This window comes from Nocardia sp. NPDC041819, from assembly GCF_055590505.1.
On sequence record NZ_JBVJAP010000002.1, the window covers coordinates 42,164 to 63,014 of the forward strand.

The following is a 20,851-nucleotide window of genomic DNA, read 5'->3' on the forward strand; positions in this document are numbered from 1 at the left end:
CAGAGATTTTCCGGTACGCCGATCGGGCTTTCCACGGCGCCGATTAGGGTTGGAGTGTGACAGCGCAGATCCGGCCGGACCTCGAATCGATCCCGGCGTACACCCCCGGCCGCAGCAATCCCGGCGCGGTCAAGCTGGCCAGCAACGAGACGACCGTCGGTCCGCTGCCCGCGGCCGCCAAAGCCATCGCGGAGGCGGCCGAGCTGGCCAACCGGTATCCGGACAATCAGGTCACCGAGCTGCGCACGGCGCTGGCCGAGTTCCTCGGGGTCGGTTTCGAGAACGTCGCGGTCGGCTGCGGCAGTGTGGCGCTCTGCCAGGAGCTGGTGCAGATCACCTGCTCGTCCGCGTCCGACGAGGTGTTGTTCGCGTGGCGCTCCTTCGAGGCGTATCCGATCGTCACCAAGGTGGGCAACGCCACCGCCGTGCAGGTGCCGCTCACGCCGGGGCAGGTGCACGATCTGGACGCGCTGGCCGCCGCGGTCACCGAGCGGACCAAGCTGGTCTTCGTCTGCAACCCGAACAACCCGACCGGCACCGCCGTCGGCAAGGCCGAGCTGGTCCGGTTCCTGGACGCGGTGCCGTCGCACGTGCTGGTGGTGCTGGACGAGGCGTACTACGAGTACGTGCGGCTGGCCGACCACCCAGACGGCGTCGAGATCGGCCGGAGCAGGCCTAATGTGGTTGTGCTGCGGACCTTCTCCAAGGCGTACGGCCTGGCCGGGCTGCGGGTGGGCTACGCGGTGGGCGACCCGGCCGTGATCACGGCTCTGCTGAAGGTGCATATCCCGTTCAGCGTGAACCGCCTCGCGCAGGCGGCGGCGATCGCGTCGCTGGAGGCGCGCCACGAATTGCTGGATCGCACCGACCTCCTGGTCATCGAACGCGCACGGGTGCGCGACGCCTTGGTGGCGGCGGGCTACCCGGTGCCGCCGAGCGAGGCGAACTTCGTCTGGCTGCCGCTGGGCGCGCGCAGCGCCGAGTTCGGCGAGGCGAGCGCGGCGGCGGGGGTGCTGGTGCGGCCGTACGGGACGGACGGAGTGCGCGTCACGATCGGCGACCCGCACGAGAACGATCTGTTCCTGAGCTTCGCCCGTGAGCCGGAGGTGCTCGCGCGGTTCCTGGGTTAGCGCACGCCGATCGCGGGCGCGATCGTCGGCCAGGAGAGGGCGAGTTCGTCCTCCCAGTACGGCCAGGAGTGCGTGCCGGTGGCGCGGAAGTGCGCGGTGATCGGGATGCCGAGCGACCGAAGCCGCTCGGTGAGCCGCCGGGTGCACGCGTTGGTCGCGGCCTCCAGCGGGCCGCCGAACGTAATGGCGCTGGGCAGGTCGACGTTCGGTGTGCCGGGCACGTCGTGCACGCCGGGCAGGCCGCTGCCGACCGACAGATAGATCGTCTTGCCGCGCAACGCGTCCGCGTGCAGGGTGACGTCGTGCGCCAGCCAGGCCGGGTCGTCCTGCTTGCCGAACATGTTGTCCGGCTCGCCCATGTAGGTGGCCACCACGGCGCGCGCCTGCGCCTGGCCGATGTCGGTGCCCATCGAGAAGCAGCCGCTGTGCGCCGCGATCGCCTTGTAGAGCGTCGGCTGGCGGAACGCGAGCATCATCGCGGCCTCCGCGCCCATCGAGACGCCCATGACCGCGTTGGTGCCGTTGCCGTCGAACTTCGCGTCGATCAGCGGGGGCAACTCCTTGGCGAGGAACGTCTCCCACTTGTTGGTGCCGAGCACCGGGTCGGCCTGCTGCCAGTCGGTGTAGAAGCTGGCCGGACCGCCGACGGTGAGCACGACGTTGACGTCCTTGTCCGCGTAGAAGCGGTCGGCGTGGCCCAGCTCGGTCCAGTTGTTGCTGTCGGGGCTCGCGCTGCGGCCGTCGAGCATGTACACGGTGGGACGCGGGTGCGACTGGTCGCGCGGGAGGAGGACCTGCACCTCGACCTCTCGACTCATCGCGGGCGACGCGACGAAGACCCGCAGCCAGCGATCGTTGATCGGTTCGACGCGCTCGATCCGCGGCGTCGAGGGCTGTTTACTGGTCGGTTCGGCCGGACCCGGCCCGTCCGCGGACCCGGTGTTGACCGGCGGCGTATTACCGGGCGCCGCCGTGACCTGGGGAGCACCGAACGACACCGCACCGGAGACGAGTGCGGCACTGATCAGGGCGCTGGAAAGCCAACGCCGCACCCGGCGGCGACAGAGCATGCGAACCATCCTGCCAGAGACGTCGAGGGAGGGCCGAGGGCCCATCACCATGTCGAGGAACACCCACCGCACTCAGCATGCGGCAGTGGCCCTTGGTGACCCCCGACAGCAGAAGCCAGACCGTCGACATCGGGGAAGCGAACCGCCCAGCCCTCGAAAGGCAGACCCGTTCAACGGTACTCGGCACGCCGGATCCGGTTCCCCGTCCGGACAATCCAGCAAATCCAGCAAATCACGGCACACCATCAGCACACCCGCCGTACGCTGAGCGCCGAGCCTTTTCGGAATTCGAACCAGGACGGGCATGATCGCGTATCAACACCGCTGGCGACGAGGTCATCGCCCTGCGTTTCGGCGAGGTATGCGGACCGGCCGCCCGGTTCTCATTGTCGAAAGCCCTTCCGGAATCGAAATGATGTTCGGACGGGAGCTATTTCACGGCATCTGCTCTGCGCGCCTTCGCGGGCCGCCACGCGACTCCAGCGGCACCGGCTGCGCTCACGCGCGAATTCTCCTGCTCGACTCGCCTGTTTCATCGCAGCACCTATGCCCGACCGGAGAAAACCGTGAATCCAATGTCACCCGTCTCCTCGATCGAGAACGAATCGGACACAGCGACTTTCCGCGCCGATCTGGCACGCCGGATGCGGGAGTGTGACGAGTTCTTCCGGCTGCCCGAATTGGCGCACCTGAGCGCCCAGCGCCGGCGCAGCGCGCTGGAGCAGCTCGAACAGACCGGCTCCTACCTCCAGACCGCCGAGGAGATCCTGATCGGAGCCAAGCTCGCCTGGCGTAATCACGCCCGCTGCGTGGGCCGGAAACACTGGCGCTCGCTGAAATTGCTCGACGCCCGGCGGGTGCGCTCGGCGCGCGATCTGGCCGAGATCTGCTGGCAGCATCTGCACATGGCCACCAACAACGGCGCCATCCAGTCGATGATCACCGTCGGGCCGCCACGGCAAGCGGACGGGCGCGAGTTCCGCATCGTCAGCCCGCAGATCATCCGGTACGCGGGCTATCGCAACGGGGACGGCACGGTCACCGGCGACGCCGCCAACGTCGAGCTCACCGAATTCGCGATGAAGCTCGGGTGGCGCGGCGCGGGAACGCCTTTCGACATCCTTCCGCTGCTGATCAGCACGCCGGACGAGCCGATCCGCTGGTTCGACATCCCGCCGGAGCTCGCGCGCGAGGTGGAACTCGAGCACCCCGAGTTCGAGTGGTTCGCCGGCCTGGGCCTGCGCTGGCACGCGCTGCCCGCCGTGTCGAACATGAATCTGGAGATCGGCGGCATGACGTATCCGTTCGCGCCGTTCAACGGCTGGTACCTGGGCGCGGAGATCGGCGCGCGCAATCTCAGCGACGCCAACCGCTACAACATGCTCCCGCTGATCGCGGAGATGATGTGCCTGGACACCAGGGCCGAGCGCAACCTCTGGCGCGATCAGGCCCTGGTCGAGCTCAATCGCGCGGTGCTGCACAGCTTCCGCAAGGCGGGCGTGTACATCGTCGACCACCACACCGTCGCCAAGCAGTTCTGCGATCACGTCCAACGCGAGGAAGCCGCTGGCCGCGCCTGCCCCACCGACTGGTCCTGGATCAACCCGCCGATCTCGTCCGGGTTGACGCCGACCTTCCACCGCTACTACGACCCACCCGATCTCGACATCCGGCCGAACTTCGTCCGCCGGGATTTCAGCGCGGACACCGTGGGATAACCGACGCGCGAGTTGAAGCAGGCCTGACGGAACGGCGTTGCGCACTATGCCCAACCAAACTCTCGGCGGGCTCGAATCGGCGGGACGCAGCCATTGGAGCCCGACCTCAGGCGGGGGTCCGGGGGCGAAGCCCGCCGGGCGGGGCGTGGGGGTTGCACCCCCACAAGACATTGCGAAACGAGCCCAGCTCATGCACTCCATGAGCACGGGTCGGCGACGAGTGGAGCGGAGACGGAGGGATTTGAACCCCCGGTCGCTCTCGCGACGCTCGCTTTCAAGGCGAGTGCATTCGGCCGCTCTGCCACGTCTCCAGGGAACCGATCGTAGCCGACGGCTCAGCCGGAGTGCTTACCGATTTCCTCGTCCACGCGTTCGAAGACGTCGCCGATCACCTCGAGCTGGGCCGGGGCGAGCAGGTCGATGAAGTGGCGCCGGACGGCTTCGACGTGGCCGGGCGCGGCGGCTTGCAGGCGGCGCAGGCCCTCGTCGGTGAGTTCGGCGAGCACGCCGCGGCCGTCCTCCAGGCAGGTGTTGCGGCGGACCATCTGCTGCGCCTCCAGCCGCCGGATCTGATGGGTGAGCTTGCTGCGCGAGGACAGCACGCCGTCGGCCAGCTCGCTCATCCGCAGCGAGCGGTCGGGGGCCTCCGAGAGCAGAACCAGAATTCGGTATTCGGCGACGGACAGGTCGCTGTCCCGCTGCAACTGACGATTCAACGCCGTCATCAGGCGCTGGTGGCCGTCCATGTAGGCGCGCCAGGCGCGCTGCTGCGCCGGGGTGAGCCAGCGTGGCTCGGCCAGGACGCGACCGCTCGGTTCGGGATGCACGGTGGCCATTCTATGCGCGGCTAACTGCGGAAATGGGCAACTATCGCAGGTCAGCGCACCGTGGACAGCAGGGCGCGGTTCACCGCGGCCGGGCTCGTGCACCCGGAGAGACCGAGCGCGGAGTCGAAATCGGCGAGCAGCGCCCGCAACGCGTGCCGGGCCCCCGCCGCGCCCGCGAGACCGAGTCCGTAGGCCCACGGCCGCCCGTACAGCACCGCCTTCGCGCCCAGGGCCAGTGCGATGAGCACGTCGGAACCGGTGCGCGGACCGGAGTCGAACAGCACGTCGGCGCGGTCGCCGATGGTGGCCACTACCGCGGGCAATGCGTCCAGCGCCGCGATCGAGCCGTCCACCTGGCGGCCGCCGTGATTGCTCACCACCACCGCGTCGGCACCCGCGTCCACCACCTGGCGCGCGTCGTCGGGATGCAGGATGCCCTTCACCGCGATCGGGAGGTCGGTCCACTCGCGCAGACGTGCGAGGTCGGCGGGCCGCAGCGTGTGGTTGCCGAAGAGTCCGACCCAGGTGAGGATGGCCGTTCGCATCGCATCCTCGCTCTCCTCCGGCGCGGCGGGCAGCTTGGCCCGGAACACGGGGTCGGACAGGTAGTTGGCGATGCCCTTGCCGTGCAGGAACGGCAGGTGCGCCTGCTCCAGGTCGCGCGGTCGCCAGCCCAGCGTCGGGGTGTCCACGGTGACCACGATCGCCGAGGCCCCGGCCCGCTCGGCGCGCCGGACGAACGAGCAGGCCAGTTCGTCGTCGGCAGGCCAGTACAGCTGGTACCACCAGGCTCCGGCCGCGGCGCCGACGTCCTCGATGGTCGAGGAGGCGGCGGTGGACAGCACCGTGCCGATGCCGAGTTCCTTGGTGACCTCGGCGACGATCACCTCGCCGCCCTCGTGCAGCAGTTCGAGGACGCCGATCGGCGCCGTGAGCACGGGCGCGGCCAGCTTCGTGCCGAGCACCTCGACGGACAGATCGCGGACGCCGGGCCCGGTGGAGCCGCGCAGCATTCGCGGCAGGATGCGATAGCGGTCGAAGGCCGACCGGTTGGCCGCGGCGGTGCGCTCCGCGGACGCGCTGCCCGCGACGTAGGCGAAGGCGGCCGGATCGAGCCGCTCCCGGGCGAGCGTCTCCAGACCCGCGGCGGTCATGGGCAATTCGGGTGTCGAGCCACCCAGACCGCCCAGGTAGATCTCGTTCTGGAAATCGATGAAACCGCCACTCACCACCGGAACGGTAGTCCGTGACGCCGGTCATCGCAGGCCGCTTGCCGGATTGCGTTTCCCCAGCACGTTTCCCTCCCGGCTCCCCTGCGCAGGGGGCAGCGCGCAACCGCCGCTGCGGGCGGAGCACTATGGCACGGTGCGCGCGATAGTTCTGAAAGGTTCCGGCGGTCCCGAGGTCATGTCCTTGTCGGAGGTGCCGGATCCGGAGCCCGGACACGGCGAAGTGCTGATCGAGGTAGACGCGGCGGGCGTCAATCGGGCCGATCTGTTGCAGCGTCAGGGCTACTACCCGCCCCCACCGGGAGCCAGCCCGCTCCTCGGCCTCGAATGCTCCGGTGTGATCGCCGAACTCGGCGACGGAGTGCGGGAGTGGGCGGTCGGCGATCGAGTCTGCGCGCTGCTGTCCGGCGGCGGTTACGCCGAGCGGGTCGTGGTGCCCGCGACCCAGGTGCTTCCGGTTCCCGACGCCCTGGACCTGGGCGCGGCGGCCGGTCTGCCCGAAGTGGCGGCGACCGTGTGGTCGAATCTGGTGATGACCGCGCGGCTGCGGGCCGATCAGCTGGTGTTGGTGCACGGTGGCGGCAGCGGGATCGGCACGCATGCCATTCAGGTCGCCAAAGCTCTCGGCGCGCGCGTGGCGGTGACGGCGGGCTCGGCGGACAAGCTGGCGCGCTGCGCGGAGCTGGGGGCGGACGTACTGATCAATTACAAGGAGGACGATTTCGTCGCCGTCGTGCGCGCCCAGCGATCCAGCGCCGGCGGCGTCGGCGCGGACGTCATCCTGGACAACATGGGCGCGGCCTACCTGGGACGGAACGTCGACGCGCTGGCCGAGCACGGCCGTCTCGTGGTGATCGGCATGCAGGGTGGCGTGTCCGCCGAGCTGAACCTGGGTGTCCTGTTGCGCAAGTGGGGCACCGTGCACGCCACCAACGTGCGCGCGCGGCCCGCGACCGGCGTCGGCAGCAAAGCCGAGATCGTGGGCGAGGTGCGCAGGCAGCTGTGGCCGTTGGTCGCCGACGGCACGGTGGCGCCGGTCATCGCCGCCGAACTGCCGATCGAGGAGGCCGCCGAAGCGCACCGGCTGCTGGACTCCGGCGAGGTGTTCGGCAAGGTGGTGCTGCGGGTACGGGAGTTGTGAGCGCCGCTCACTCCAGCGCGAGCAGGGCCCTGCCGAGCTGGTCGATCTCGAACTTGGTGGTGTAGGGCGCGAGGCCGATGGTCACCGCGCCGCCTTCGTCGTTGACGCCGAGCGCGTCCAGCAGCCTGCTGCCGCCGTGCACGCCGCTCACCGTGCCGATCCGGTTGTCGGCGAGCTTCGCCGCGACCTTCTCCGCCTGCATGCCGCCGAGCGTGAAGCTGACCGTGGGGATGCGGGTGGACGCGCGGCCGATCACGGTGAGACCGGGGATCGAGTCGAGCACGCTCATCAAGTGCTCGAACAGCTGGTCGTGGTAGTCCTGCAACGAGGTGATCGACATCTCCAGGCGCTCGCGCCGGGTGCCGCGCGCCCGCTCGTCCAGCCCGGCCAGGAAGTCGATGGAGGTGGTCAGGCCCGCCAGCAGCGCGTACTGGTGCCCACCGACCTCGAGCCGCTCGGCGCCCTTGGCGTAGGGGTTCAAGGACATGGACGGAATCCGGTCCAGGAAGGCCGGGTCACGGAAGACCAGCGCGCCGATCTGCGGACCGCCCCATGCCGGTGCGCTCAGCGCGACGACGTCGGCGTTCAGTTCATCGATGTCGATCAGCGCGTAGGGCGCGGCGCCGAACGCGTCGGCCACCAGCAGCCCGCCCACTTCGTGCACCCGGTCCGCGGCCACCCGCACGGCGGGGGCGGAGCCGACGATCGGCGAGGCGGCGGTGAGCGCGACCAGCCGCGCTGTGGGCCCGATCAGTTCCTCGAACTGCCAGGACGGCATCTCGCAGGTCTCGATCTCCACCTCGGCCCAGCGCACGTGCGCGCCGTAGCGGTTGGCGATGCGCAGCCATGGCGCGACGTTGGCCTCGTCGTCCAGCCGCGAGAGCACGATGCCGGTGCCGAGGCCCAGGCGAGAACTCAGCGATTCGGCGAGCCAGGCCAGCAGGACCGCGCGGTCGGGGCCGAGTACGACACCCGCCGGGTCGCCGCCGACGAGGTCCGCCACAGCCTCGCGAGCCGCGTCCAGAATCGCCGCGCTGCGCACCGCAGCGCCGTTGCGGCCGATATGTGAGAAGGAAGAGGTTCGGAAACCCGTTGACACGGCGCGGGATACCGCGTCCGGAACCAGCATGCCCGCTTGCGGGTCGAGGTGGATCCAGCCGTCGCCCAGGGACGGTATCAGGCCCCGAACCCTCGCGACGTCGTAAGTCATGCTGGCCACTCTAAGGGCAGCGGACGAGCCTGTGTAACCGCGTTCCCCTCCACATCGTGGCGGGAGCACAGCAACCTGGGACTCAGCATGGCGACCGACTTTCGACAAATCCGAACCACACGACCCGAACAGAATAGAACGCCGACCTCCCGCGGCGGCGTGGACCGGCGGCGCGCGCCGAACCATGCCGCGAGCGCGGCCCGGGAGCACCGGCTTAGCGCGTTCGGACCGAACACGACATGATAGGGACCATGACGCACTCGGACGAGGCACCGGACCACATCGTCGTTGTCGGACCCGACGGCAGGCCCCTGGCCATTCCGGCGGTAGCCGGACCGGAAACGCCCTTCACCGCTCAGGTCGTGACCGACGACGATAATAAGGACAACTCGGACGACCGGGACGACTCCGGCGAATCGCTCGCCGACATGGTCGAGCAGCCCGCGAAGGTCATGCGGATCGGCACCATGATCAAGCAACTGCTCGAGGAGGTGCGGGCCGCTCCCCTCGACGAGGCCAGCCGCAATCGCCTCAAGGAGATCCACAAGTCCTCGGTGCGCGAGCTCGAGCAGGGACTCGCCCCCGAACTGCGGGAGGAACTCGAGCGCCTCACCCTGCCGTTCACCGACGACACCGCTCCGACCGACGCCGAGCTGCGGATCGCGCAGGCCCAGCTGGTCGGCTGGCTGGAGGGCCTGTTCCACGGCATCCAGACCGCGCTGTTCGCCCAGCAGATGGCCGCGCGCGCCCAGCTCGAACAGATGCGTCAGGGCGCGTTGCCGCCCGGCATCCAGGCCGTCGACCCGCGCGGCGGACAGACCAGTCACGTCACCGGCGGTTCCGGCCAGTACCTGTGAGACCGGCGACGCGCGTGTGCCACGCGGGGGTAGGAACCCGCAAGGGTAGTCTCGTGCACCGTGCCCGCCGCTGCCGCTCGCTCCGACTCGGTCTCCGACCCGAGTGCGGTGCGTCCTGAAGAGAGCTCAGTTGGTTCCGATGACCAAGCGCGTTCAGATGACAGCTCACCGACCTCCTCGCCCGAGCACACGGCGCCGTCCGGCGACGACTCGCAGGAGCGTCCGGTGAGCGCGGCCACCCCGGAGACGGAGACGTTGCACTCGGGAGCCACCGAGGCGAAGATCGTGCCGGACTCCCAGACGTTCCGGCGCGCGTTCCAGGATTTCGCGGGCGGGTTCGCGCAGCGCGAGCTGTGGCTGTCGCTGGGCTGGCAGGACATCAAGCAGCGCTACCGCCGCTCGGTGCTCGGCCCGTTCTGGATCACCATCGCCACCGGCTTGCAGGCCGTGGCGATGGGTTTGCTGTACGCGGCGCTGCTCGGCCAGCCGCTGCGCGAGTACCTGCCGTACGTGACGGTCGGGCTGATCATCTGGAACGTGATCAGCGCGAGCATCCTGGAGGGCTCGGAGGTCTTCATCGCCAACGAGGGCCTGATCAAGCAGCTTCCTTCCGCGCTGAGCGTGCACGTCTACCGGATGGTGTGGCGGCAGCTGCTGTTCTTCGCCCACAACATGGTCATCTACCTGGTGATGCTCGCCGCGTTCGGCGTCTGGCGGCACCTCGGGGTGGCCAGCCTGATGGCGATCCCGGCGATCGCGCTGATCTTCCTGAATTCCATGTGGGTGTCGATCGTCTTCGGCATCTTCAGCACCCGCTACCGCGACATCGCGCCGATTCTCGGCAGCACCACGCTGATGCTGTTCGTGCTGACGCCGGTCATGTGGACAACCAAGACTCTGCAATCGCAGGTCGGCACCGGCGACCGCGCGAAACTGGCCGAACTCGTGCCGACGTTCCACTATCTCGAAATCGTCCGGGCGCCGTTGCTCGGCGAGCCGCAGGAGCTGCGGCACTGGGTGATCGTCGGCACGATCACCCTGGTCGGCTGGATCGTGGCGATCTTCGCCATGAAGCAGTACCGTTCGCGCGTACCGTACTGGGTATAGGAGCGCCCCCGATGAGTCGTGTGAGTATCGAGACCCAGGAGGCGTGGGTCGAATTCCCGATCTTCGACGCCAAATCGCGGTCGTTGAAGAAAGCGTTCCTCGGTAAAGCGGGCGGCGCGATCGGGCGCAATCAGTCCGATGTCGTCGTGGTCGAGGCCCTCCGGGAGATCAATCTCTCGTTGAAGGAAGGCGACCGGGTCGGCTTGGTCGGGCACAACGGCGCCGGTAAGTCGACGCTGCTGCGCTTGCTTTCCGGAATCTACGAGCCGTCGCGCGGCAGTGCGCGCATCCGCGGGCGGGTGGCGCCGGTGTTCGACCTCGGCGTCGGCATGGATCCGGAGATCTCCGGCTACGAGAACATCATCATCCGCGGCCTGTTCCTCGGGCAGACACGTAAGCAGATGCTGGCGAAGATCGACGAGATCGCGGATTTCACCGAGCTCGGCGAATACCTGTCCATGCCGCTGCGCACCTATTCCACCGGTATGCGGGTGCGCCTGGCCATGGGCGTGGTCACCTCGATCGATCCGGAGATCCTGTTGCTGGACGAGGGTATCGGCGCCGTCGACGCGGAATTCATGAAGAAGGCCCGGCTGCGGTTGCAGTCCTTGGTAGCGCGTTCCGGCATCCTGGTTTTCGCCAGCCATTCCAACGAATTCCTCGCGCAGCTGTGCGATACGGCGCTGTGGATCGACCACGGCCAGATCCGCTTGCGCGGCGGCATCGAAGAAGTGGTGCGAGCCTATGAGGGGCCGGACGCCGGGAATCACGTCGCGACCGTGCTGCGCGAAATGGAAGCCGAACGGGCCGGCGAAACAGAACGAGAACTGGAGCGGAACAAGGCATGAGCGGTCAGGCCCGGAGGCGGCAGCGAAGCGTAACCACGCAGGGCCCCGCACATGCCGAAAGGCAACACCGCATGAGCGGTCAGGCCCGGAGGCGGCAGCGAAGCGTAACCACGCAGGGCCCCGCTCCTGCCGGAAAGGCCGCAGCATGAGTGAGCCGACCGGGCAGGACACCCCGATCGACGAAGGGGCGCAGGCCCGGATCGGCTCCGCGCCGGAGGAGCCCGTCGAGATCGACGCCCCCGCCGCCCCGCTCCCGGCGAAATCCGCTGCGACGGCCTCGGATTCGCCGCAGCGCATCGTGGCGGTCGTGGTCACGCACAAGCGCCGTGAACTGCTCGCCGAGTCGCTGAAAGTCGTTGCCTCCCAGTCTCGGCCGGTGGATCACCTGATCGTGATCGACAACGGCAACGAGGCGGAGGTCGCCGATCTGGTGCGCGACCAGCCGGTGGAATCCACCTACCTGGGCTCGGCGCACAACCTCGGCGGCGCGGGCGGGTTCGCGCTCGGCATGCTGCACGCGCTGAGCATCGGCGCGGACTGGGTGTGGCTCGCCGACGACGACGGCAGACCCGAAGGCCCCGATGTGCTGTCCACCCTGCTGGACTGCGCGAAGCGGCACGGCCTGGTCGAGGTCTCGCCCGTGGTCTGCGACATCGATGAGCCCGACCGTCTCGCCTTCCCGCTGCGCCGCGGCGTGGTCTGGCGCAGGCTGCGCTCGGAACTCGGCGACGAGGACTTCCTGCCCGGCATCGCCTCGCTGTTCAACGGCGCGCTGATCTCCGCGCAGGCGGTCGACGTGATCGGCGTGCCGGACCTGCGCCTGTTCGTGCGCGGTGACGAGGTCGAGGTGCATCGCAGGCTGGTGCGCTCCGGACTGCCGTTCGGCACCTGCCTGCAGACGGCGTATCTGCATCCCAACGGCGCGGCCGAGTTCAAGCCGATCCTCGGCGGCCGGATGCACACGCAGTACCCGGACGATCCGGTGAAGCGCTACTTCACCTACCGCAACCGCGGCTATCTGATGTCCCAGCCGGGTATGCGGAAACTGCTTCCCCAGGAATGGGTTCGCTTCTCCTGGTTCTTCCTGGTCACCCGCCGTGACCCCGCAGGCCTGCGCGAATGGTTCCACCTTCGCTCCCTCGGCCGCCACGAGCAGTTCGGCAAACCCGACTGATCCGCCGCGGGTCGCGCCGTCGGCGGTGCGCGGCCCGCGGAAGGCGGAAATTCGGTTGTGCCGGGCGGGGGCCGGGTGCGAGAGTGGGTCGACTGCGAGAGCGGAAGGAGGTGTGGACCGTGACGAGGAACGTGCGGATTGTCGTGTCCGGGCGAGCTGATCTCAGTCGCGCCGCCACACGAGACTCCACCTCATTCTCCGCTCGCTGAACCCTGGTCGGGTTCGGCGCCCGACGAAGGATTCCTTTCCATCATGGTCGACCACGACCTTCTCGTCCCTTACGGCTGGACCGAAGCCGTCTCCGCCCGATACTCCTCGATGATCGAGGACGGTTGTGTGCCCGCGCGAGTGATCCGCATGGATCGCAGTGAATGCGATGTGGCCACACCGAACGGGCTCGCACGTGCTCGCTGCCCGCGCTCGGATTCCGAGGTCAGCGGGCTGTGCACCGGTGATTGGGTGACCGTCGACGCCACGTCGGCGGTGCGGCGATTGCTGCCGCGCCGATCGGCGATCGTGCGGTCGTCGGTTTCCGGCCGGTCGCAGGGCCAGGTGCTCGCCGCCAATGTCGACACCGTCCTGATCTGCACGGCCGCCGACGGCGATGTGGACCTCGGACGCATCGAACGCATGCTCGCGCTGGCCTGGGAGAGCAATGCCCAGCCCATCGTGCTGCTCACCAAGGCAGACGCGGCCGGCGACCTCCCGCTCGACGCGGTGCGCGCCGTCGCGCCGGGCGCCGCGGTGCTCGAGGTGAGCGCGAACACGGGCTCGGGGCTCGATGTGCTCACCGCGATGCTCGACGGCACCGTCGCGCTGCTCGGACCCTCCGGTGCTGGGAAGTCGACCCTCGCCAACGCGCTGCTCGGCGCGGAGATCTTCGCCACCAACGCGGTCCGCGACGCGGACAAGAAAGGCAGGCACACCACGGTGCACCGGGAACTGCGCCCGCTGCCCGGCGGCGGCACCCTGATCGATACGCCGGGGCTGCGCGGCATCGGGCTGTGGGACGCCACCGAAGGCATCGAGAAGACCTTCAGTGACATCGAATCCTTCGCCGCCCGCTGCCGTTTCGGCGATTGCGCGCACCGTGGCGAACCGGGGTGCGCGGTGCGGGAGGCGATCGACAGCGGCGAGCTCACCCAGCGCAGGCTCGACAGCTACAACAAGCTGGCGCGCGAGAACGAGTGGATGCGGGCGCGCACCGACAAGCGGCTGCGAGCCGAACGTGAAAGGGCCTGGCGAGACGTCACCAAGCAGCACCGCAAGATGTTCCGGGAGCGGAACTCGCGACGCTGACCGAGCGGGGGGCACGGTAGGGTGCCCCTCGCATCGTTCGCTATCTGGGAGGGATAGATGAGTCATCCCGGCGGGTATCCGCCACACGGCCAGCAGCCCGGTTCATGGCCCGGGCAGCCGGCGTTCGGTCAGCAACCGCCCGTCGGTCAGTACCCGCCGCAGGCGCCCGCGCAGTACGCGCCGCCTCCGGGGCAGCATCCGAGCCAACCGCATCTCGCCCAGCCGCAGGCGGGGCAGCCGCAGGGTGGTCAGCCGCCGTACGGGCAGCCGCAATTCGGCCAGCCCGCACCGCAATACGGGCAGCCACAGCCATATGGGCAGCCGCAGCAGTTCGGGCAGCCGCAACCGTACGGGCAGCCGCAGCAGTTCGCCCCGCAGCAGGGTTACGGCCAACCCGCCGACCCGCCGGGCATCACCATCGATGCCTCGTACTCGATCTGGACGTTCCTGCTCGCGCTGACCAAGCCGAAGATCCTGGTCAACGGCCAGCGGGTGCCCAACACCCGATGGGGCGCGAACCACATCCCGGTCGGGCCGGGCCAGTACCACGTCCGGGTCACCACCCCGTGGTTGTTCGACATGGGTCCGGCGAATGTCACCGTGCCGATCGCCGAGGGACAGGCCGCGCGGTTCTACTACAAGCCGCCGGTTGTGATCTTCCTCAACGGCGCGATCGGACCGGTTCCGCAGAAGGCGCCGGGCATGCTGTTCCTCTACATCGTCTGGGCCCTGGTCGGACTGATGTTCCTGCTGAACATCGTGCTCATCGCCACGATCTGAGCCGCGGCCGGAGGGCGCCGGCACGCCGGCGCCCTCTCTTCGCACACCCTATGCAACTGGTTGCATAAGGCCGAGGTTTACGCTTAGTCTGCAAGCGCGTACAGCCGCGGGCCGGTGCTCGCGGCGGAAACGAAGGAGCAGGTCAGATGACGGAATCGGGATCAAAGCCGCTAGCGGGCCGCACGATGATCATGTCCGGCGGCAGCCGCGGCATCGGGCTCGAGATCGCCAAGCGGGCCGCGGCGGACGGCGCCAACATCACCCTGATCGCGAAGACCGATCAGCCGCATCCGAAACTGCCCGGCACGATCCACACCGCCGCCGCGGAACTCGAGGCGGCGGGCGGGCAGGTACTGCCGTTCGTGGGCGACGTCCGCATCGACGAGTCGGTGGCCGAGGCGGTGCGCCGGACGGTCGAGCGCTTCGGCGGCATCGACATCGTGGTGAACAACGCCTCGGCGATCGACCTGTCCCCCACGGACGCGCTGCCGATGAAGAAGTACGACCTGATGCAGGACATCAACTGCCGGGGCAGCTTCCTGCTGTCCAAGCTGAGCATCCCGCATCTGCGCGAATCGGCGAAGGCCGGGCGCAACCCGCACATCCTCACCCTGTCGCCGCCGCTGAACCTCGACCCGAAATGGGCGGGCGCGTCGCTGGGCTACACCATCGCCAAGTACGGCATGTCGCTGACCACGCTGGGCCTGGCCGAGGAACTCAAGGGCGACGGCATCGGCGTCAACTCGCTGTGGCCGCGCACCACCATCGCGACGGCCGCGGTGAAGAACCTGCTCGGCGGCGAGGAGATGGTCTCCACCTCGCGCACCCCCGACATCTACGCCGACGCCGCCTACCTGGTGCTCACCTCGCCCGGCAAGGAGACCAGCGGCAACTTCTTCATCGATGACGAAGTCCTGGCCGCGCACGGCATCACCGATCTGGACAAGTATCGCGTCACCCCGGGCGACGGCGAACTCACCACAGATCTCTTTCTCTGACTCGCCGACTGCCGCGACGAGAACGCTCGCGCGGCAACCGGTTTCGTAAAGATCGCCGGGCACCCCCGAGGCCGTTCGCGGCTTCGGGGGCGCCCGATCCCGGCCTACGTGCGAGGAGTGGCGGGCCCCTCGATCCCGTACAGCCGCTCCCAATTCTCCCGGCTGGTCAGTTCCGGCATGGCGGCGCGGTACTGCGCCTGCAACGCGGGCAGCTCCCGGCGCAGGCGACGCAGCACACGCACCATGCGGCGCAGCAACTGAAGCGCGCGGGCCTTGTCGCGCCTGCGCACCCGGACGCCGGACTGCGAGGCGTCGGTGACCACTACGTGGTCGAACAGCGAGACATGCCACCAGTAGGCGTCTTCCCTGGTGACGCCGATGATGCCGTGCTGGGTACGGCCGAGCCACTGATTGATCGCGCGCTTGATCAGCACCAGCAGCACTCGACTGGGTTCGCCACCCGCACGGCGCAATTGGATGTCGGCCGAGCGGACCGGCGGCGTCGCGGCCGGGTGCTTGATCGTCTCGGCGTAATCCGCCCGGCTCGTGCGCGCGGCGGCCAGCGCTTCGATACCGCCGTCCCGCAGCACCTTCGGGCCCTTCAGGAAGTCCTCGATGCCCTGCAAGGTGGTGTGCACCAGGCCGTACTGCATCGCGACCAGCTGCTCGGACATCTCCCGGAACAGCTTGCGGCTGATCTCCTTACCGTCCAGCTCCGTGTGCATCGAGCCGACGATCAGCGAGTTGCGGGTACTGAAGTAGCGCGCCCAGTCGTCGTAGTCCTTCCAGTAGAAGTCCGCGTGCCAGACCGCGGCATTGGGCAGCGTGACGGTGACGAAACCGTGCTCGCGCGCCCGGACGCCGTATTCCACGTCGTCCCACTGGAAGAAGATCGGGATCGGCAGTCCGATCTTCGCGACCACCTCGGCCGGGATCAGGCAGGTCCACCAGGCGTTGTAGCCCGCGTCGACGCGGCGCTCCTGGTTCTTCTTCAACATGCTGGTGTTGCGCAGCGCCTTCGGCACCTTCTGGCCGTGCCGTAGCCGGTTCAGGTGCACCTCCTCCGCGCCGACGTTGAGGTAGTCGGGGTTGAGCAGGAACAGCATCTGCGCGCCGACCAGGGTCGGCTCGACCGTCAGGTTGGCGAACGCGTTCAGCCGCAGCACCGTCTCCGGCTCGCACAGGATGTCGTCGTCCATCAGGATGACGTCGGCGTGCTCGTTGACCGCCGACACCTCGTAGAGCCCGCGGGTGAAGCCGCCGGCGCCGCCGAGGTTCGGCTGGCGCAGGTAGCGCAGCTTCTCGCCGAGGACCGGTGCGACCTCCTGGTAGCGCGGCCGGTTCTCGACCAGATCGGTGCCCTGGTCGACCACGTACACCGCGTCGATCGCGGCGATCACGGTCGGGTCGGAGGCGAGCGCCGCGACCGTCTCGGCGCAGTCGGCCGCGCGGTTGAAGGTGCAGATCGCGATGGCGACCGGGCGGACACGCTCCGGCGCGACGGCGGTCCAGCTCAGCTCCGCGATGCCGAGCGCGCCGCCGATGGCGTCGAACTCCAGCCACAGCGCGCCGCCGTCGACGTACTGGTCGAGCGGGGCGGTCAGCGTGACCGAACCGCTCGCGTCGACCCGCGCGGTGTCGATGATCCGGCGATGCCCCGCGATGTCGGAGGCCACCAGCCGAATCCTCGCCTTCGCGACCACCTCGAGCACCATGGTCGCCCGCACTTCGGTGACCGTGGTCCAGCGCTGCCAGTAGCTGGCGGCGAACCGGCCGAAATAGGTGTTCGTGTGCGCGGTCGCGCCCTTGTCCAACCGCAGGGTCTGGCGTTCCCGGTGCGCGCCGCCTTTCACGACGGCATACAGCTCGTCGCTCACCTTCGCCGACGGACCGGTGAAGATGCCGCGCTGGAGCACTAGCCGGTCCGGCGCCCGATGGTCGGCGCGCAGCGCGGCAGGCGCCTCAGCGGCCGTCGAGCGATCGTTTGTTTCGGTAACGGCCTCGATAGCCGACTGATCCATGAAATCCTCGAAATTTCTCATTGTGCCGGACGGGACAGACACGCCCCTCGATGCCTCACGGCGGGGGTGAGGATATCAACCGCCCTGTGCGCTTGCCCGCCGTACAGCCATGCCGACGTGTGCTCGAACCATTGCTAAACGTTCGCCGATTCGTTGTCGGTAGCGCCGCTCGTGCCCGCCCGCGCCCCGGTGAAGACGAATTTGTCGTAAGCCCAGAACCGGAACACCACGGCCACGATCTGCCCGATCAACGTACCGGAGATGTTGTCCGACAGCGGGCTGGACAGGTCCAGCACGTAGCGGGAGAAGCCGAGACAGCCCAGTTGCAGGCCGATCGCGACGACGTTGAACACGGCGTACAGGAGGTACTCGCGTCCGGGGTTGTCGGTTTGCTTGTGCGCGAAAGTCCACCATTTGTTGCCGAAATAGGTCACCACCGTCGCCACCGCGATCGCGATGATCTTGGCCGGAAGCGGGTAGTGATACAGCACGCCCTCGCCACCCCAGAAGACCAGGAGGTTGTACGTGCCCGCGTCCACCAGGAAGCCGATCGCGCCGACCACGAGGAACGCCCCGCCTCTGCGCAGCGCGGTGAGCACCTTGCGCACGACCGATGCGGTCTCCGGCGTCACTGGCTGGCCCGCGGGTGCGGTGGACTCACTGGATGGCACGGCCCGACGGTACCGCAGCCTCGGGCAACCGCCCGCGAGGGGAAAATCGGCTCCCGCGCACGGTGAGGTCGGCCACGCACAAGCTGTGAGTTCCCTGTACCCTCCCCGTGTTCCCACATTCACCACCGATCGCGAGGATTGACCCGGGTGGACTCCACCGAGCTCCGTATTGCCGCCGTGGTTCCGTGTCACAACGAAGAGGCCTCGGTCGCCAAGGTCGTGGCCGATCTGCAGGCCGCCGTGCCGGGGATCGTCGTCTACGTCTACGACAATCTGAGTACGGACGCCACCGCCGAGCGCGCCCGGGAGGCCGGAGCGATCGTGCGGCACGAGCACACCAAGGGCAAGGGCAATGTGGTGCGCCGCGCCTTCGCCGATATCGAAGCCGACGTGTACCTGATGGTCGACGGCGACGACACCTACGAGGCGTCTGCCGCGCCGCTGATGATCAAGACGCTGCTGGACGGCCCCTACGATCACGTGCTCGGCGTGCGCAAGCAGGACGAGGGCGCCTCCGCCTACCGCGCGGGCCACGAGACCGGCAACCGGGTGCTCAACGGCGTGGTCGGGAAGGTGTTCGGGGAGAACGTCGAGGACATGCTCTCCGGCTTCCGGGTGTTCTCCCGCCGTTTCGTGAAGAGCTTCCCCGCGGTGTCCCGGGAGTTCGAGATCGAGACCGAACTCACCGTGCATTCGCTGCACCTGCGGGTGCCGCAGACAGCGGTGCCGGTCGGCTTCCGCGATCGTCCGGCGGGCAGCGAGAGCAAGCTGCGCACCTATCACGACGGGTTCAAGATCCTCGCCCTGATCATCGGGCTGGCCCGGCACGAGCGGCCGGTGGCGTTCTACGGCCTGTTCGGCACGTTGAGCTGGCTGGTCTCGATCATCCTGACCATTCCGATAATCGTCGAGTTCTACAACACCCACACGGTGCCCCGGTTCCCGACGCTGTTCCTCGCCTTCACCCTGCTGCTGCTGGGCAGCCTCGCCTGGACGGCGGGCCTCATCCTCGATGGCATCCGCCGCTCCCGCCACGAGGCCGCGCGCCTGGTCTACCTGCGCTACACCGCGGTGGGCGCGGACGACCCGCGGATCACCGGCGCAGGCGCTGCCGCCCGTGACGCCGGAGCCGAGCGTTGACAACCAAGGCGGATCCCACCGCGACGCCGGACAAGGATCTGGACGAGCCGACCGACACCGCACCACTACCCGCGACCGACACCGCACCGCTACCGGCCGTCGACGCCGAGGCGGAGACTGCTCCCGGCACGGACCGGGGCCCGCAAGGCTTCGCGCGCCGCATGGTGACCCGGCTGGGCGGAGCGACGATCGCCTTCACCCTGCTGGCGACGATCTTCGGCGCGCTGTTCACCGTCCTCACCCCGCCGTTCTGGGGTCATGACGAGATCACCCAGTTCGGCCGCGCCTACCAGGTCGCGCACGGCGGTTTCCTGCCTCAGCAGATCCACGACGATCGCGGCGTCGCCTACGGCGGCGACATCCCGTCCAGCATCACCGTGCTGATGGGCTACGCGTTGCAGGACTACACCACCAACCCGGACGAGCCGGATCCGATGGTGGGCGATCCGGCCCGCTATGACCGGTTGACGAGCGCCGCGGTGTCGGATGCCACCGAACCGGTCTGGTTCACCAACACCGCCGCATACTCGCCGGTCCCCTACATTCCCGCCGCCATCGGTATCCGCCTCGGCGAGCTCTTCGGGCTCGACGTGGGCGGCCTGCTGCTGCTCACCCGCCTGGCCGGGCTGGTGGCCTACCTCGCGGTGGTCGGGTTCGGCCTGTACGCCTTGCGCGCGCACCGGGTGCAGTGGCTGGCGTTCACCGTCGCCGTGCTGCCGATCGCGGTGTTCCAGGCGGGCACGGTCACCGCCGACACCATGACCAACGCGCTGGCCATCCTGGTCTCCGCGCTGCTGGTGAAGGCCCTTTTCCTCGGCGAGCGACTGGGCCGGGTGGAGATCGGCGCGCTGCTGGCCGCGACGGTCCTGCTGCCGGTGAGCAAGCCCACCTATGTGCTGCTGGCGTTGCTGGTCGCCTTGGTGCCCGCCGAGCGGTTCGGTTTCAGCGGCCCGCGGCGCGGGATCCCGTGGATCTTCGCCGCGCTCGGCGCGCTCGCCTTCGCGGTGTGGATGAAGATCGCGGCGCCGACCGGGGACGGGATGGGCCTGATGCGGCCGCCGCACCAGTGGCATTCGGTGCGTCCCGGCGATCAGCTCAGCGGCATCCTGCGCGACCCACCGGAATTCGCGCACGTGTTCGGCGAGAGCATCGCGCTGCGCGACCAGCGCTGGTTCAGCCAGTTCTTCGGCGAACTCGGCTTCGCCTACGTCGACGTGCCCGCCCTGTCGATGCTGGCCTGTCTGCTGGCGTTCGCGGTGAGTCTCGGCATCGCGGAACGGATGACCGCCCCGGCCTTCCGCCGCACCCTGATCGTCGCGCTCACCATGGCCGCCAGTGTCGCGATGATCTACGTGACGCTGTACATGTCGTTCACGCCGGTCGGCTACTACATCATCGATGGCGTGCAGGGCCGCTACTTCGTGCCGCTGGCGATCGTGACGCTCGCGGTGCTGCTGCGCTGGATGCCGCTGCGGCTCACCGATTCGACGGGCAAGACTCCGTCGGTGGGCCCGGCCGTCACCGTGCTGGTGGCGTCCAGTGTGGCGCTGATCGCCGCGGCGGCGAAGTACTACACCATCGTCTGGGGCTGAGCGTCGATCACGGCGCCTCGGGGCTGGTCCGCGGGGCGC

At 68.7% G+C, this 20,851-nt stretch carries 18 protein-coding genes and 1 tRNA gene; 12 read left to right on the forward strand and 7 right to left on the reverse strand.

What is annotated here, in order from left to right; all coding sequences use genetic code 11:
* The first annotated feature begins 56 nt into the window (after positions 1-56).
* Positions 57-1,130 (forward strand): histidinol-phosphate transaminase, encoded by a 1,074-nt coding sequence (gene hisC / locus ACZ6DL_RS07115; RefSeq protein WP_466049657.1) that lies wholly within the window; start codon positions 57-59, stop codon positions 1,128-1,130.
* Here the strand turns inward: hisC and ACZ6DL_RS07120 are convergent.
* A complete protein-coding gene (locus tag ACZ6DL_RS07120) occupies positions 1,127-2,200 on the reverse strand; it encodes an alpha/beta hydrolase (RefSeq protein ID WP_466049659.1) in 1,074 nt (357 codons plus the stop codon). The genes hisC and ACZ6DL_RS07120 overlap by 4 nt on opposite strands.
* A gap of 575 nt (positions 2,201-2,775) precedes the next feature.
* On the opposite strand from ACZ6DL_RS07120, the gene ACZ6DL_RS07125 reads away from it, so the two are divergent.
* Entirely contained in the window at positions 2,776-3,918 is a 1,143-nt protein-coding gene (locus ACZ6DL_RS07125; RefSeq protein WP_466049661.1) for a nitric oxide synthase oxygenase, read from the forward strand.
* 226 nt (positions 3,919-4,144) lie between these two features.
* Here ACZ6DL_RS07125 and ACZ6DL_RS07130 read toward each other — a convergent pair.
* The 3 genes from ACZ6DL_RS07130 to ACZ6DL_RS07140 form a co-directional block, all read right to left on the reverse strand.
* Positions 4,145-4,229, reverse strand: a tRNA-Ser gene (locus ACZ6DL_RS07130).
* 24 nt (positions 4,230-4,253) lie between these two features.
* Positions 4,254-4,664, reverse strand: coding sequence for a MarR family winged helix-turn-helix transcriptional regulator (locus tag ACZ6DL_RS07135; protein WP_174371775.1), 411 nt, complete (start codon positions 4,662-4,664; stop codon positions 4,254-4,256).
* Positions 4,665-4,795: 131 nt separating this feature from the next.
* On the reverse strand, positions 4,796-5,974 hold the full coding sequence (locus ACZ6DL_RS07140) for an alpha-hydroxy-acid oxidizing protein (protein WP_357043376.1): 1,179 nt from the start codon (positions 5,972-5,974) through the stop codon (positions 4,796-4,798).
* Positions 5,975-6,110: 136 nt separating this feature from the next.
* Between ACZ6DL_RS07140 and ACZ6DL_RS07145 the strand changes: the two genes are divergently transcribed.
* Positions 6,111-7,115 (forward strand): NAD(P)H-quinone oxidoreductase, encoded by a 1,005-nt coding sequence (locus ACZ6DL_RS07145; RefSeq protein WP_393231144.1) that lies wholly within the window; start codon positions 6,111-6,113, stop codon positions 7,113-7,115.
* A gap of 7 nt (positions 7,116-7,122) precedes the next feature.
* Here the strand turns inward: ACZ6DL_RS07145 and ACZ6DL_RS07150 are convergent, their stop codons facing one another.
* Entirely contained in the window at positions 7,123-8,325 is a 1,203-nt protein-coding gene (locus tag ACZ6DL_RS07150) for a cysteine desulfurase-like protein (RefSeq protein WP_040864285.1), read from the reverse strand.
* 251 nt (positions 8,326-8,576) lie between these two features.
* Here ACZ6DL_RS07150 and ACZ6DL_RS07155 point away from each other — a divergent pair, with 251 nt between their 5' ends.
* From ACZ6DL_RS07155 to ACZ6DL_RS07185, 7 genes are all read left to right on the forward strand, one after another.
* Entirely contained in the window at positions 8,577-9,182 is a 606-nt protein-coding gene (locus ACZ6DL_RS07155) for a bacterial proteasome activator family protein (RefSeq protein WP_466049664.1), read from the forward strand.
* Positions 9,183-9,407: 225 nt separating this feature from the next.
* On the forward strand, positions 9,408-10,289 hold the full coding sequence (wzm, locus tag ACZ6DL_RS07160; RefSeq protein ID WP_466049666.1) for a galactan export ABC transporter permease subunit Wzm/RfbD: 882 nt from the start codon (positions 9,408-9,410) through the stop codon (positions 10,287-10,289).
* A gap of 11 nt (positions 10,290-10,300) precedes the next feature.
* Positions 10,301-11,137, forward strand: a complete 837-nt coding sequence (gene wzt, locus ACZ6DL_RS07165) for a galactan export ABC transporter ATP-binding subunit Wzt/RfbE (RefSeq protein WP_357043370.1) — start codon at positions 10,301-10,303, stop codon at positions 11,135-11,137.
* Positions 11,138-11,282: 145 nt separating this feature from the next.
* Entirely contained in the window at positions 11,283-12,311 is a 1,029-nt protein-coding gene (glfT1, locus tag ACZ6DL_RS07170) for a galactofuranosyltransferase GlfT1 (protein WP_466049668.1), read from the forward strand.
* A gap of 252 nt (positions 12,312-12,563) precedes the next feature.
* A complete protein-coding gene (rsgA, locus tag ACZ6DL_RS07175) occupies positions 12,564-13,610 on the forward strand; it encodes a ribosome small subunit-dependent GTPase A (protein ID WP_466049670.1) in 1,047 nt (348 codons plus the stop codon).
* A gap of 57 nt (positions 13,611-13,667) precedes the next feature.
* A complete protein-coding gene (locus ACZ6DL_RS07180) occupies positions 13,668-14,390 on the forward strand; it encodes a hypothetical protein (protein WP_466049672.1) in 723 nt (240 codons plus the stop codon).
* Positions 14,391-14,536: 146 nt separating this feature from the next.
* Complete coding sequence (locus tag ACZ6DL_RS07185) at positions 14,537-15,388, forward strand: SDR family oxidoreductase (RefSeq protein WP_040864280.1); 852 nt, start codon at positions 14,537-14,539, stop codon at positions 15,386-15,388.
* Positions 15,389-15,492: 104 nt separating this feature from the next.
* Here the strand turns inward: ACZ6DL_RS07185 and ACZ6DL_RS07190 are convergent, their stop codons facing one another.
* On the reverse strand, positions 15,493-17,409 hold the full coding sequence (locus ACZ6DL_RS07190; RefSeq protein ID WP_466049675.1) for a glycosyltransferase: 1,917 nt from the start codon (positions 17,407-17,409) through the stop codon (positions 15,493-15,495).
* Positions 17,410-17,543: 134 nt separating this feature from the next.
* Positions 17,544-18,080: a GtrA family protein gene (locus ACZ6DL_RS07195; protein ID WP_393231163.1), complete on the reverse strand. Its 537-nt coding sequence runs from the start codon at positions 18,078-18,080 to the stop codon at positions 17,544-17,546.
* A gap of 147 nt (positions 18,081-18,227) precedes the next feature.
* On the opposite strand from ACZ6DL_RS07195, the gene ACZ6DL_RS07200 reads away from it, so the two are divergent.
* Positions 18,228-19,220: a glycosyltransferase gene (locus ACZ6DL_RS07200; RefSeq protein ID WP_466049677.1), complete on the forward strand. Its 993-nt coding sequence runs from the start codon at positions 18,228-18,230 to the stop codon at positions 19,218-19,220.
* The gene (locus tag ACZ6DL_RS07205) at positions 19,217-20,812 is read left to right on the forward strand and encodes a DUF2142 domain-containing protein (RefSeq protein ID WP_466049679.1); all 1,596 of its coding nucleotides are present in this window, start codon (positions 19,217-19,219) and stop codon (positions 20,810-20,812) included. The genes ACZ6DL_RS07200 and ACZ6DL_RS07205 overlap by 4 nt, the downstream gene beginning before the upstream one ends.
* Positions 20,813-20,851: the final 39 nt, after the last annotated feature.